This window comes from Pseudomonas sp. F(2018) (assembly GCF_005508865.1).
In the GTDB taxonomy this organism is placed as follows: Bacteria; Pseudomonadota; Gammaproteobacteria; order Pseudomonadales; family Pseudomonadaceae; genus Aquipseudomonas.
Window position 1 is genome coordinate 1,554,615 of record NZ_SCOM01000001.1, and the last position, 11,745, is coordinate 1,566,359.

11 protein-coding genes and 1 pseudogene are annotated in these 11,745 nt (G+C 64.7%); 4 read left to right on the forward strand and 8 right to left on the reverse strand.

Annotation, left to right across the window (positions count from 1 at the left end; genetic code table 11):
- Nucleotides 1-154 precede the first annotated feature (154 nt).
- A complete protein-coding gene (locus tag FFS62_RS07725) occupies nt 155-1,396 on the forward strand; it encodes an MFS transporter (RefSeq protein ID WP_137972180.1) in 1,242 nt (413 codons plus the stop codon).
- Here FFS62_RS07725 and tauD read toward each other — a convergent pair.
- The 4 genes from tauD to tauA all read right to left on the reverse strand — a co-directional run bounded on the left by tauD (nt 1,393) and on the right by tauA (nt 4,995).
- Nucleotides 1,393-2,226 (reverse strand): taurine dioxygenase, encoded by an 834-nt coding sequence (tauD, locus tag FFS62_RS07730; protein ID WP_137972181.1) that lies wholly within the window; start codon nt 2,224-2,226, stop codon nt 1,393-1,395. The genes FFS62_RS07725 and tauD overlap by 4 nt on opposite strands.
- 15 nt (nt 2,227-2,241) lie before the next feature.
- Nucleotides 2,242-3,075 (reverse strand): taurine ABC transporter permease TauC, encoded by an 834-nt coding sequence (tauC, locus tag FFS62_RS07735; protein WP_137972182.1) that lies wholly within the window; start codon nt 3,073-3,075, stop codon nt 2,242-2,244.
- Complete coding sequence (gene tauB / locus FFS62_RS07740) at nt 3,072-3,854, reverse strand: taurine ABC transporter ATP-binding subunit (protein WP_137972183.1); 783 nt, start codon at nt 3,852-3,854, stop codon at nt 3,072-3,074. The genes tauC and tauB overlap by 4 nt, the downstream gene beginning before the upstream one ends.
- Nucleotides 3,855-4,017: 163 nt before the next feature.
- Entirely contained in the window at nt 4,018-4,995 is a 978-nt protein-coding gene (gene tauA, locus FFS62_RS07745; RefSeq protein ID WP_137972184.1) for a taurine ABC transporter substrate-binding protein, read from the reverse strand.
- Nucleotides 4,996-5,289: 294 nt separating this feature from the next.
- Between tauA and FFS62_RS07750 the strand changes: the two genes are divergently transcribed.
- Nucleotides 5,290-6,078 (forward strand): SDR family oxidoreductase, encoded by a 789-nt coding sequence (locus FFS62_RS07750; protein ID WP_137972185.1) that lies wholly within the window; start codon nt 5,290-5,292, stop codon nt 6,076-6,078.
- Between the two features lie 58 nt (nt 6,079-6,136).
- On the opposite strand, the gene FFS62_RS07755 is transcribed toward FFS62_RS07750, so the two are convergent.
- From FFS62_RS07755 to FFS62_RS07765, 3 genes are all read right to left on the reverse strand, one after another.
- Nucleotides 6,137-6,700 (reverse strand): TetR/AcrR family transcriptional regulator, encoded by a 564-nt coding sequence (locus FFS62_RS07755; RefSeq protein ID WP_137972186.1) that lies wholly within the window; start codon nt 6,698-6,700, stop codon nt 6,137-6,139.
- Between the two features lie 94 nt (nt 6,701-6,794).
- Nucleotides 6,795-7,925 carry a thiolase family protein gene (locus FFS62_RS07760; protein ID WP_137972187.1) on the reverse strand — a complete coding sequence of 377 codons (1,131 nt, stop codon included), beginning with the start codon at nt 7,923-7,925 and terminating at the stop codon, nt 6,795-6,797.
- Between the two features lie 202 nt (nt 7,926-8,127).
- A complete protein-coding gene (locus FFS62_RS07765; protein ID WP_137972188.1) occupies nt 8,128-8,667 on the reverse strand; it encodes a PaaI family thioesterase in 540 nt (179 codons plus the stop codon).
- 116 nt (nt 8,668-8,783) lie between these two features.
- On the opposite strand from FFS62_RS07765, the gene FFS62_RS07770 reads away from it, so the two are divergent.
- Entirely contained in the window at nt 8,784-9,986 is a 1,203-nt protein-coding gene (locus tag FFS62_RS07770) for an MFS transporter (RefSeq protein ID WP_137972189.1), read from the forward strand.
- A gap of 15 nt (nt 9,987-10,001) precedes the next feature.
- Nucleotides 10,002-11,402: a dihydrolipoyl dehydrogenase gene (gene lpdA, locus FFS62_RS07775; RefSeq protein WP_137972190.1), complete on the forward strand. Its 1,401-nt coding sequence runs from the start codon at nt 10,002-10,004 to the stop codon at nt 11,400-11,402.
- A 63-nt stretch (nt 11,403-11,465) separates the two neighbouring features.
- Here the strand turns inward: lpdA and FFS62_RS23260 are convergent.
- Nucleotides 11,466-11,745: pseudogene (locus tag FFS62_RS23260) on the reverse strand (hypothetical protein); the annotation flags it as partial.

Below are 11,745 nucleotides of genomic sequence, written 5' to 3' on the forward strand. Positions count from 1 at the left end.
GGTGCTCCGGTGGTCCGGTTTTTATAGCTTATTGATTTGTTTGTTATTTCATAAATGACATTTAGGTATATGCATGTGCCCGGGAGTTGTTTGCCCGGACAGCTTTTGATCCAGTAGATTGCCCCGTTTTCTTTTCTGCCTTGGGACTTGCGCCGTGTCCGCCGAACTTTCCGTCTACCGCCAGCCCGGTTTCCTGCCGTTTCTCGCCGCCCGTGTGCTGGCCATGTTCGCCGTGCAGATCCTCGCAGTGGTGGTGGCCTGGCAGGTCTATGACCTGACCCGCGACCCGATGAGCCTGGCCTATGTGGGCCTGGCCCAGTTCCTGCCGATGCTGTTCCTGCTGCTGCCGGCCGGCGACCTGATCGACCGCTTCGACCGCAAGTGGATACTCGGCCTGAGCTGGGGCGTGGAGGCGATCTGCGCCGCGGTGCTGCTGTGGTTGTCGCTGATCCATGGGCCGGTCGAGGCCTTCTACGGCGTGCTGGTGGCCTACGGCTGCGCCCGTGCCTTCACCGGGCCGGCGCTGTCCAGCCTGCTGCCGCAGATCGTGCCGCGCGAGAGCCTGGCGGCGGCCATCGCCGCCAACAGCATGATCGTGCGCGCCTCGACCATCTCCGGCCCGGTGCTCGGCGGCGGCCTCTACGCCATCGGCGGCGGCGAGCTGACCTATGCGCTGTGCCTGCTGTTCTTCGCCGCCGGCGTGCTGATGCTGGCCTGCGTCCAGGTGCGTTTCCGTGAGGAGAGCAAGCCGCTCGAAGCCACCGCCTGGAAGCGCTTCACCGCCGGTATCCACTTCATCCGCTCGCGGCCGATCATCCTCGGCACCATCTCGCTGGACCTGTTCGCCGTGCTGCTCGGCGGCGTGGTGGCGCTGCTGCCGATGTACGCCCATGAGGTGCTGGAGGTTGGCCCGACCGGTCTCGGCATCCTGCGCAGTGCCATGGCCATCGGCGAGGTGACGGTGGGCTTCTACCTGAGCACGCGGCCGTTCAATCGCCACGTGGGCATGCGCATGTTCATCGCAGTGGCGGTGTTCGGCCTGGCCAACCTGGTGTTCTCGCTGTCCAGCCTGTTCTGGCTGTCGTTCGCCGCGCTGATGGTGGCCGGCGGCGCGGACATGGTGAGCATGTATATCCGCTCCTCGCTGATCCAGTTCTCCACCCCGGACGCCATGCGCGGCCGGGTGAACGCGGTGAACATGCTGTTCATCGGTTCTTCCAACGAGCTGGGCGAATTCCGCGCCGGCAGCAGCGCCGCCTGGTTCGGCGCGGTGCCGGCGGCGGTGCTGGGCAGCCTGTGCACCCTTGGCGTGGTCGGCGGCTGGATGTGGGGCTTCCGCAGCCTGCGTACCGTGGACCGTTTCGAGGATGCGTCGCCGGATAGCAACAAGCCCTAAGCGGGCTTGTCACCCAGGATGGTGGCGCGGTGCATCACCCGTCGCGCCGGGCGGTAGTCGTCCACCGCATAGTGCTGGGTGATGCGATTGTCCCAGAAGGCCACGTCGTTCTCCTGCCAGCGCCAGCGGATGCTGAATTCCGGCCGAGTCGAATGGGCGAACAGGAAGCGCAGCAGGGCGTCGCTCTCGGCCGGTTCCAGCTCGTTGATCCGCGTGGTGAAACCCTCGTTGACGAACAGCCCCTTGCGCCCGGTGACCGGGTGGGTGCGTACCACCGGGTGGGTCACCGGTGGATGCTGGCGCTGCACCTCGTGGTAGCGCTCCAGCGCCTCGGGCGTGTTGCCGAAGCGTTCCAGCGGGAACGAACGGGTGAAGTCGTGGCTGGCGGTGAGGCCGTCGAGCAGGTGTTGCAATGGCTTGGACAGTGCCTCGAAGGCCGCGCTGCTGCTTGCCCACAGCGTATCGCCGCCATAGGCCGGCAGCTGCTTGGCGGCCAGCACGGCGCCCAGGGCCGGGGTCTGGAGGAAGGTCACGTCGGTGTGCCAGATGGCGTTGTCGCGCACGTCGGTGACGGCCGTGTCGAGCACCAGCACTTCCGGCTGCTCGGGGATGTTCGGGTAGATCGGGTGGATGTGCAGGTCGCCGAAGCGTGCGGCGAAGGCTGCCTGTTGTGGCGGCTCGATCGGCTGGGCGCGGAAGAACAGCACTTGGTGGTCGAGCAGGGCCTGTTCGATGGCGCGCTGGTCGGCGTCCGCCAGTGGCTGGCGCAGGTCGATGCCGCCAACGATGGCGCCCAGCGCCGGGCTCAGGGGAGTGATATTGAGGCTCATGCAGCTACTTCCGAATCAGTGGGCCTGGCCGTGCCAGGGCACCAGCTTGCGTTGCAGGGCGCGCAGGCCCAGTTCCAGGGCGAAGGCGATCACCGCGATCAGCAGGATGCCCAAGATCACCACGTCGGTGACCAGGAACTGCGCCGCCGACTGCACCATGAAGCCCAGGCCGCGTTGGGCGGCGATCAGCTCGGCGGCGACCAGGGTCGACCAGCCGACCCCGAGGCCGATGCGCACGCCGGTGAGGATGTCCGCCAGGGCACTGGGCAGCACCACGTGGCGGATCAGTTGGCCCTGGGTAGCGCCGAGCGCCTGGGCGGCGCGCAGCTTGGCCGGGTCGACGCTGCGCACGCCGGTGGCGGTGGCGATGACGATGGGGGCGAAGATTGCCAGGTAGATCAGCAGCACCTTGGACAGCTCGCCGATGCCGCACCAGATGACGATCAGCGGCAGGTAGGCCAGCGGCGGAATCGGCCGGTAGAACTCGATCAGCGGGTCGACCAGGCCGCGCACCACGCGGCTGCGGCCGATGGCGATGCCCAGCGGAATGGCGGTCAGCACGGCAAACAGCAGGGCCAGGCCGATGCGCCCGAGGCTGGCGCCCAGGTGCTGCCACAGGCTGGCATCCAGGTAGCCCTCGGTGATCAGCTTCCAGCCGCGCGCCAGCACGGTCTGCGGGCTGGGCAGGAACAGCGGCTCGATCAGCCCGGCGGCGGTCACCGCCCACCAGATCCACAGCAGGCTGCCGGTGCTGATCAGCCCGAGGGCGAGCAGGCTGAGCTGGCGTGGCGCACGCGCGGCCTGCTGTTCGGCCTCGCTCTTGGCGTAGACGAACTCGTAGCTGCTCATGCCTGCCTCCTCTGGCGCTCGGCGAAGACCTGGGCGAGCACGTGTTCGCGGGTGGCGATGAAATCGGGATCGGACTTGATGGCGCGGGCGCTCTCGCCAGCGGCGTAGCGCCTGCCGAAGTTCAGGTGCAGGCGCTCGGCGATGCGTCCCGGGTTGGGCGCCAGCAGCACCAGGTCGGTGGCGAGGAAGACCGCTTCCTCGATGTCGTGAGTGATCAGTAGCACCGGCTTGGCGGTGCGCCGCCAAACCTGCAGCAGCAGTTCCTGCATCTGTTCGCGGGTGAAGGCGTCCAGCGCGCCGAAGGGTTCGTCCATCAGCAGCACGCGCGGCTCGGCGGCCAGGGCGCGGGCCAGGCCGACGCGCTGTTTCTGCCCGCCGGAGAGTTCCCAGATGCGTCGTTGTTCGAAGCCGGCCAGGTCGACCAGGCTCAGCAACTCGCGGGCCTTGGCCTCGCGTTGCGCGCGTGGCACGCCGGCCAGTTGCAGGCCGAAGGCGACGTTATCCAGCACGTTCTGCCAGGGCAGCAGGGCGTCGTCCTGGAACACCACGCCGCGCTCGGCGGAGGGACCGGTGACGGGCACGCCGTCGAGGCTGATGCGCCCTTGGCTGGGGGCGGTGAAACCGGCGATCAGGTTGAGCAGGCTGGTCTTGCCGCTGCCGGAAGGGCCCAGGGCCACCAGCAACTGCTCGGGGCCGAGGGTCAGGGAAATGTCTTGCAGTACCGGTTCGGCCGCGCCGGGGTACTGTGCGCCGATGCGCTCCAGTTCGAGTAGGGCCATGTCTTTCTCTTCAGGTTGGGTGCATCCGGTGACGGCTTCCCTGCCGTCGCCGAACCTCGCCTCGTGAGAGGTGAGGGCCCGATGCTTGGTTGCCTGTTCGCGGGTTTCACTCGCCCTACGGAAAGCCTCGATGTAGGGCGGGTGAAACCCGCGATTCCAGTCCTCAGTTGGTGACGTACTGGTTGCTGACGTAGGGGGCGTAGTCCGGCAGCACGGCGTCGACCTTGCCTTGCTCCTTGAGGAACTTGGCGGTGTCGGTGATGGCCTGGGTGGTCGGCGCGCCGAGGGCGGTGGCCTGGTCGGCGGCCAGCGGGAACACGTTGCCCTGCAGCAGCAGCGGGATGTCCTCGGCCTTGGCGCCGGAGAGCTTCACCACCTTGGCGATGTTGTCCTGGTTGGCCAGCCAGGCCTTCGGATCCTTGCGGTAGTCGGCGTAGGCGTCGAGGGTCACCTTGGCGAAGGCGCGCACCACTTCCGGGTGTTTCTCGGCGAAGTCCTTGCGCACGATCCAGGCGTCGAAGGTCGGTGCGCCCAGCTCGCTCAGCTCGCCGGAGGTGATCAGCACCTTGCCGTTTTCCTTGGCCACGCCCAGGGCCGGGTCCCAAACATAGGTGGCGTCGATGTCGCCGCGCTTCCAGGCGGAGATGATCGCCGGCGGCGCCAGGTTGAGGACCTGCACCTTGGCCGGGTCGATGTTCCAGTGCTTGAGCGCGGCCAGCAGGCTGTAGTGGCCGGTGGAAACGAAGGGTACGGCGACCTTCTTGCCGATCAGGTCTTCCGGCTTGCTGATCTTGCTGCCGTCGCGAGCGACCAGGGCCTCGGCGGCGCCGATCTGGGTGGCGATCAGGAAGGTCTGCACCGGCAGCTGGCGGGTGGCCGCGGCGGCCAGCGGGCTGGAGCCGACGTAGCCGATCTGCACGTCGCCGGAGGCCACGGCGGTTATGACTTCGGCACCGCCGTCGAATTTGCGCCAGTCGATCTCGGACTTGCTGGCTTTCTCATAGGCGCCATCGGCCTGGGCGACCTTGGCCGGGTCGACGGTGGTCTGGTAGGCAACGGTGAAGTCGGCGGCCTGGGCGCTCAGGCTCAGGCTGGAAATCGTCAGTACCGCCAGCAGGCGGCGGGCGAAGGGAATGCTCATGGTGATGCTCCTCGGGCGGGCGCGGACCGTTCCGGGGAAGGTCGAGCCACTGGACAGATGTCGTTCTTCTTGGGGTTTGTCCGGTGGTCCGGTAGAGCAAAGCTAAGTGATAAAAATGGAATAGATAAATACTTTTTTAGACTATTTTTATAGTCATAAGCAGGGGTAGCCGCCGCTCTATGAGAGCCATAGGCAAATAGCTGTTGTGGGATTACGTTCGTCATATAATATGTCGAGCGTAATCCAATGCAGTTGCTGGCCATTCGGCCTTATCCATTCTTCGGGAGACGAAACATGAGCAAACTCGGCAAGGCACTGATCACTGGCGCATCCGCAGGCATCGGCGCAACCTATGCAGAGCGCCTGGCGCGCCGCGGCCACGACCTGCTGCTGGTGGCGCGCGACGCCCAGCGCCTGGAAAGCATGGCCGGTCGCCTGAGCCAGGAGTACGGGGTGCAGGTCGAAGTGCTCAAGGCCGACCTGACCCAGAGGGCCGAGCTGGCGGTAGTGGAAGACAAGTTGCGCAACGATGCGGACATCAGCGTGCTGGTGAACAACGCCGGCATCGCCGCCAACGGCAAGCTGGCCGAGGCCGATCTCGACCAGGCAGAGGTGCTGATCCAGCTCAATATCGTCGCCCTGACTCGTCTGGCGTCCGTGGCTGCCGCGCAGTTCTCCGCGCGTGGTAACGGCGCGATCATCAACATCGCCTCGGTAGTGGCCCTGGCGCCGGAGCTGTTCAACGCCGTGTACAGTGCCTCCAAGGCCTATGTACTGAGCCTGAGCCAGACGCTGAATGGCGAGCTGGTCGGCAAGGGCGTGAAGGTCCAGGTCGTGCTGCCGGGCATGACCCGCACCGAGATCTGGGAGCGCACCGGCATCGATGAGGCCGCGTTGCCGGCGGAGATGATCATGGAGGTCGGCGAGATGGTGGATGCCGCGCTGGCCGGTTTCGACCAGGGCGAGCTGGTCACCATTCCGTCGCTGCCGAACGCGGCCGACTGGCAGGCGCTGGTGGCCGCGCGTGGCGCACTGGGGCCGAATCTGTCGCGCAACAGCGCGGCGGCTCGCTACAAGCGCTGAGGCGCAGAAAATAAAAAGCCCTCGCGGGTGACCGCGAGGGCTTTTTGTTGCATGCCGATCAGGCCTCTTCGACCTGTTCCAGCAACAGCTTGCGTGCCGAGCTGAGCAGCTGCTCGGCCAGTTCCGGATCGGCGACGCTGCGTGACAGCACCAGGGCGCCGACCATGCTCGAGAGAATCAGCGCGCTCTGTGCCTCGGCGTCTTCGCCGGACAGGTTGCTGGCGATCATCTGCAGGCGGTCGCGCACGATCTGATCGGTGACCGGACTCGGTTGGCCGCGTTGGCCCAGCTCGGCGGAGATGGTCGGCAGCGGGCAGCCGGCGCCCGGCGCCTTGCAATGGGCGGAGGAGAGGTAGCGTTTGATCAGGGTCTGCAACGGCTGCGGGCTCTGCTCGACTTCGTTGAGGCCGACCTTGAGCTGATCGGCGCTCTGCTGCAGCGCCTGCTCGACCAGGTCGTCCTTGGACTTGAAGTGCGCGTAGAAACCGCCGTGGGTGAGGCCCAGGGCCTTCATCAGCGGTTGCAGCCCGGTGGCCAGCACGCCGTCGCGGCGAAAGCGCAGGGCGGCCTCGTCGACGATGCGTTGGTGGGTCTTGGCTTTGTGGTCTTCGGAATAGCGCATGGCGGTCAGTTCCAGGCAGGAATTGGAATGCTGACCTTCATCTTACACGCTGGGAAGGGAATGCGGGCGCGGCGAGGAGCCGCGCCCGTGATGGTCAGACCGCTTCGAGCAGCGTGGCCACACCCTGGCCGCCGGCAATGCACTGGGTGGCAATGGCGTAACGGCCGCCCGTGCGCTTGAGCAGCGACGCGGCTTTGCCGGTGATGCGCGCGCCAGTGGCGCCCAGCGGGTGGCCGAGGGCGAGGGCGCCGCCATCGATATTGACCTTGGCCATGTCCAGGCCCAGCTCGCGTACGCAGGCGATGGACTGGCTGGCGAAGGCCTCGTTGATCTCGACCAGGTCGATATCGTCGATGCTCAGACCGGCGCGCTCCAGCACCTTGCGGGTCGCGACCACCGGACCCATGCCCATGATTTCCGGGGCGCAGCCGCCGACGGCGACGGCTTTGATGCGCGCCAGGATGTCCAGCTTATGGCGGCGGGCGAACTCTTCGGTACACACCAGCACGGCGGCGCTGCCGTCAGTGAGTGGCGACGAAGTGGCGGCGGTGACACTGCCGCCGAAGGCCGGCTTCAGTCCGGCCAGGGCTTCGGCATTGGTACCGGGGCGGATGCAGCCGTCTTCGTCGATCACGCCTTCAGGGGTTTCCACGGCGAGGATCTCGTCCTTGAAATAGCCGAGCTCGCGGGCGCGAACGGCCTTGGCGTGGGATTCGACCGCCATGGCTTCCTGCTCCTCGCGGCTGATCTCGAAGCGCTTGGCCACCTCTTCGGCGGTATGCCCCATGGCCATGTAGACCTGCGGGAAGCTGCTCATCAGCGTCGGGTTGGGCGAGATGTTGAAGCCGCCCATGGGCACGCGGGTCATGGACTCCACACCGGCGCAGAGGAAGGCCTCGCCGGCACCGAGCATGATCTGCCCGGCGGCGAAGTGCACCGAGGTCATAGAGGAGCCACAGAAGCGGTTGACCGTGGCACCGCCGAGGGTCTCGGGGAAGCCGGCGCGGAAGCTGGCGATGCGGGCGATGTTCATGCCCTGTTCGGCCTCTGGATAGGCACAGCCCATGATCACGTCTTCCAGCAGGCTGGGGTCGAGATCGAGCTTGTTGACCAGCCCCTTCAGTACCTGGGCCGCCAGGTCGTCCGGACGCAGATTGATCAATCCGCCTTTCTTGGCGAAGTGGAAGGGGGAGCGGGCGTAGCCGGCGATCACGATGGAGGTCATGGCTGTAGTCCTGTGACGGTGAGGGAGGCGTGGATTCGCCATCCGCAGAAATATGATAGGAGTAATTCAAACGACCGTATAGATGTCGATTGTAATTTAATGATTGATGGGTTCTATTGAGGTGATTGGTGGGTGAGCAATCCAACTGGTTGGGAGATGCGGGCCTGCCGTTGTAAGCGTACTGGCGGGCCCGCGAGGTTGGTCAGCCGCGTAAATCGAGAATCATGCAGGTGGTGGAGCCGACCGCGTACAGGCGGTCATCCACGTCATACAACCGACCCTCGGCCAGCGCGGTGGAGCGGCCCAGGTGGACGACGCGCCCCTCGGCGCGGATCGGTCCGATGCTGGCAGTGATGGCACGCACGTAGCTGATGCGCAGATCCATGGTGGTGTAGCCCTGGCCGGCTTTCAGTTGAGTATGCACGGCGCAGCCCATGCAGGAGTCGAGCAGGGTGGCTGCGTAACCGCCATGCACGCTACCGAGCGGGTTGTAGTGGCGGGCGTCAGGCGTGCCCTGGAACAAGAAACGACCCGGCTCCCATTCCAGCGGAATGAAGTCGACCAGATGACCGAAGGGTGGGCTGGGCAGCTCGCCACTGCCAATACGGTCGAAGAATTCCTGGGCGCTCAGCTCGCTGACCTGTTTCAGCGACAGGGTGCCGGGCTCACCCAGCCGGGCGCGGGCGTTGCGCTCGGCCTCCAGCCAGTTGGCGAGGATCTGCTCTCGATTAGTTGTTTGCATGCTCGGCTCCTTTTGAAGGGCAATGAATGATTGGCATCATTTCATATTTTATATTATGGTCAAAATATAAATGCGCGACGCCATGTGGCCTCGCTGCGGATGTGCGGAGAAATGCCATGCCGAAACCAACCAGAATCCTGCTGCTGATGCTCATGACGCTTACGGCGCTGGGAGAGATTTCCACCCAGTTGCTGATTCCGGCGCTTGCTGAACTGGAGCAGGGCTTTGCGGCCAAGCCAGGGTCGAGCCTGGCCGCGTTGTCGATATTCGTGGCGGCATTCGGGCTCGGTCAGCTGATCGTCGGGCCGCTGTCCGATCGCCTGGGGCGCCGGCCGGTGCTGATTGCCGGATTGCTGGTCTACCTGGCCGCGACTGGCTGGATGCTGCCGGCTGGCGATCTCACCGAGTTCATCGCCGCTCGGGCGCTGCAGGGGCTGGGTGCCTGTTCGGCCCTGGTGCTGGCGCGAGCCGTGGTACGCGATGTGTGGAAGGCCGAAGCCGGCCCGGCCCTGGCGCTCACGGTAATCGGCATGCTGACCTCCATCGCGCTTGCGCCCATGTTCGGCGGTCAGCTGACTCAATATTGGGGCTGGCAGGCGCCAGTGCTGGCGGCTTTCTCGGTCGGCAGCGTCGCGCTGCTCGCGGTGCTGTTCCTTTATAAGGAGAGCAATGCGCAGCTTGATCCGCGGGCCGGTCGCCTGCTCGGGTTGGCGGGCGACTATTGGGATCTGCTGCAGGGGCGCTCGCTGCGCGCCTTCGCGCTGACCCTGGCCTTCACCTACGGCGCGATGTTCGCCGTGATCGCCGGCTCATCCGCTGCCTATATAAAGTTGCTTGGCCTGAGTGCGGCGGAGTACGGCCTTACCTTTGGCGCCATCGTCTCCGGACTGATTGCCGGAGCGCTGTTCACCCAGAAGAAGATTCTCCAGCTCGGGCCGCAGCGGATCGTCGCCTTTGGCGTTGCCCTGGTAGCCACCGGCGCTGCATTGACCGTATTGGTGCATGCCTTGTTCGGGCTTTCGGTGCTCGGTCTGTCTCTGCCGCAGGTGCTGGTCACCATCGGCGGTGGCATGGTGCTACCGGCGTCGGTGGCCGGAGCGGTGATTCCCAATGCCCATCGTGCCGGTCTGGCGGCGGGCTTCATGGGCTTTGCCCAGATGGCCGGCGCGACCCTGGCCGGAGTTCTGCTCGGTGTTCTGCAGGACGGCACGTCCTGGCCTATGGTTCTTCTTCATGGCTTGTTCGCTACCGCGGCCTTTGCGGCCTTCCACCTGCTGCGTCGCGGTTCGAGTGCCGCCCCTTTGCCGGCTAGTCGCTAATTTAAGGAGTGCTTCATGAGTGCATACGATGTCGTGGTAATCGGCGGTGGTCCCGGTGGTTACAACGCCGCCATTCGGGCTGGTCAGCTCGGGTTCAAGGTCGCCTGTGTCGAGGGGCGCGACACGCTCGGTGGTACCTGCCTGAATGTGGGGTGCATGCCGTCCAAGGCATTGCTGCATGCATCGGAGCTCTACGAAGCAGCGAGCGGTAAGGAGTTCGCCAACCTCGGCATCGAGGTCAAGCCGACACTCAATCTGCCGCAGATGATGAAGCAGAAGGATGAGAGCGTTTCTGCGCTGACCAAGGGCATCGAGTTCCTCTTTCGCAAGAACAAGGTTGAATGGATCAAGGGCTGGGGCAAGCTGGCCGGGGCAGGGCGGGTGGAGGTGACGGCAGCCGACGGTAGCCAGACCGAGCTGCAGGCCAAGGACATAGTGATCGCCACCGGCTCCGAACCGACCCCGTTGCCGGGCGTGACCATCGACAACCAGCGCATCTTGGATTCGACCGGTGCACTCTCGCTGCCGGAGGTACCCAAACACCTGGTCGTGATCGGTGCAGGAGTCATCGGCCTGGAGTTGGGTTCGGTCTGGCGCCGGCTTGGCAGTGAAGTGACAGTGGTCGAGTATCTGGATCGAATCTGCCCCGGGCTGGACGACGAGACGGCCAAGACGCTGCAACGCTCGCTGAGCAAGCAGGGCATGAGTTTCAAGCTGGGCAGCAAGGTCTCCGGTGCGGTAGTGAAAGGCAAAGGGGTGGAGTTGAGCATCGAGCCAGCCGCGGGCGGTTCGGCCCAGGTGCTGGAGGCCGACTATGTGCTGGTAGCCATTGGACGTCGCCCATACACCGAGGAATTGGGCTTGGAGAGCGTGGGGCTCGCTGCAGACAAGCGCGGCATGCTGACCAATGAGCACCACAAGACATCGATCCCTGGCATCTGGGTGATCGGTGATGTCACTTCAGGGTTGATGCTGGCGCACAAGGCGGAAGATGAGGCGATCGCTTGCATCGAGAAGATCGCCGGCAAGGCTGCCGAGGTGAACTATGACGTCATCCCCAGCGTCATCTATACCAAGCCCGAGGTGGCCTGCGTCGGCAGGACCGAGGAGCAGCTCAAGTCAGAAGGGCGTGCCTATCGCGTCGGCAAGTTTCCCTTTACGGCCAACAGCCGCGCCAAGATCAACCACGAGACCGAGGGCTTCGTGAAAGTGCTGGCCGATGAGCGCACCGACGAGATCCTTGGCGTGCATATGGTGGGGCCGAGCGTGAGCGAGATGATTGGCGAGTACTGCGTCGCCATGGAGTTCGCCGCGTCGTCCGAAGACATCGCGCTGATCTGCCATCCACACCCAACCCGCTCCGAGGCACTGCGCCAGGCAGCTATGGGTGTAGAAGGCTGGATCATGCAGGCATGAAAACCCCCTCTTCATATAGAGGGAAGCGGGAATTTCAGAAACTTTGCATAAAGGAGTTGACGGTTAGATTTGGTCCCCTATAATGCGCACCACTTCCGGCGCAGTTCTCTCGGAAAACTCCTTGAAATTCAAAGAGTTGGATGAAAAAAGAGATTGACCGGATGGCGAATTCGAGTAGAATGCGCCGGGCTGACAAGGTGGTGGTTTGATCTTGTTGGTTGCTTCGATCGGGTAGATCGAAAGCGGTTGAAAGAGGTGGTTGACAGCGGTTTTGAACGCTGTAGAATGCGCCTCCCGCTGACGAGAAGAAGTTCTGATCTGAAGCGCAAGCGGTTGAGAAGAA